The organism is Proteiniclasticum sp. C24MP (assembly GCF_043951855.1).
In the GTDB taxonomy this organism is placed as follows: domain Bacteria; phylum Bacillota; class Clostridia; order Clostridiales; family Clostridiaceae; genus Proteiniclasticum.
The window spans coordinates 1-1,318 of sequence record NZ_JBINJW010000063.1 but is presented as its reverse complement, the minus strand read 5'-3'; the positions used below and the strand labels follow the sequence as shown (position 1 = coordinate 1,318).

Sequence of the window (1,318 nt, the reverse complement as noted above, 5' to 3'; positions counted from 1 at the left end):
TTTACCTATAGCATATCCCAGAAATTTGAATTTCCTGGAATAGATGCTTATGGCTCTGCTCTTGTCCTCATTCACCTTCAGCTTCAGTTTGCCTTCGAGATACTTCTTGCTGGATTCCAGCAGTCGTTCCGCGGCTCTTCTGCTTCTGGCTAGCACCACAATATCATCGGCGTAACGTACAAACGTTACCCCTCTTCTTCTCATTTCCTGGTCATACCTGTCCAGATAGATGTTTGAGAGAAGCGGTGAAAGTGGACCTCCTTGCGGAGAACCTTCTTCGGTTTCGATGACGACGCCATTAATCATTACCCCACTCTTGAGATACTTCTTGATGAGGTCTGTCACACGTTTATCCTTGATGTTTTCCCGAATCATATTCATCAGCAGTTCGTGATTGATGGTATCGAAGTACTTCGATAAGTCGACTTCCGCCACATAGACGAACCCGTCATCCACCAGTTCCTTCACTCTTTGCATCGCCTGTTGCGGGCTTCTGCCCGGGCGATATCCGAAACTTTCGTCTGCAAAGAGCGGTTCATAGATGGGTGTAAGACTGTTGGTTATGGATTTCTGGATAATCCGGTCAATGACTGTCGGAATACCCAGTTTCCGTTCTCCACCATCCGGCTTTGGAATCACTACTCTTCGCACCGGGGAAGGTTTGTATTTTCCATCCCGTATGCTCTGTCTTAATTCCTCGACATGTTCCTGTAACCAGGGCAAAACCGTATGGACGGTCATACCGTCTATTCCGGGTGAGCCCTTCTTCTCTTTGACTTTCTTGTATGCTTCAAAGAGATTTCTCTTGCTGAGGATTTCCTCCAGCAAATCTGATGCACCGCCTTGTTCTCTTCCTTTCCGAGCGATAACGCTCGACACTCCTGCATGCTCTTCATGTTCCGCACTATCCCTCCGCAGGCAGCTCTTCCGATTTTCTGTTTTCATCACGTTATCCTCCTTCCGGTTGTTACTAAAGGTCTACGATTGTTCGGCCCTTCCTGGAATTTCATTTCCAGTACTATGGCTTCGGCTGACTTCTCACAGCAAGCTTTACTCCATCCTAGCCGGATGTCTGTGAGATCTCCCCGGGTAAGAACGATAACCTTCATTCCATGTAGCCGCCTCATCTACCATAATCAGGTCCGGGTAGCATTGGACTTTCTCTTGTTTTGCAGAGTCGTCCGCCTGTCATGGCCTTATATGAGATTTCTGTACGTCGGCTCGGAACTTTGTCCGCCAGGACTCGGCGCCCTGACATCCGGCTTCCTTCAGATTCCACCTCGCGGTGGACACCCTTGCCTTCGACTAACGCTTCCTG

1 protein-coding gene is annotated in these 1,318 nt (G+C 48.8%); it reads right to left on the bottom strand.

All coding sequences use genetic code 11. The annotated features are described in order from the left end of the window. A partial coding sequence (gene ltrA, locus ACHAL6_RS15530) for a group II intron reverse transcriptase/maturase (RefSeq protein WP_395271560.1) occupies positions 1-945 on the bottom strand: 945 nt, incomplete at its 3' end. Positions 946-1,318 lie beyond the last annotated feature (373 nt).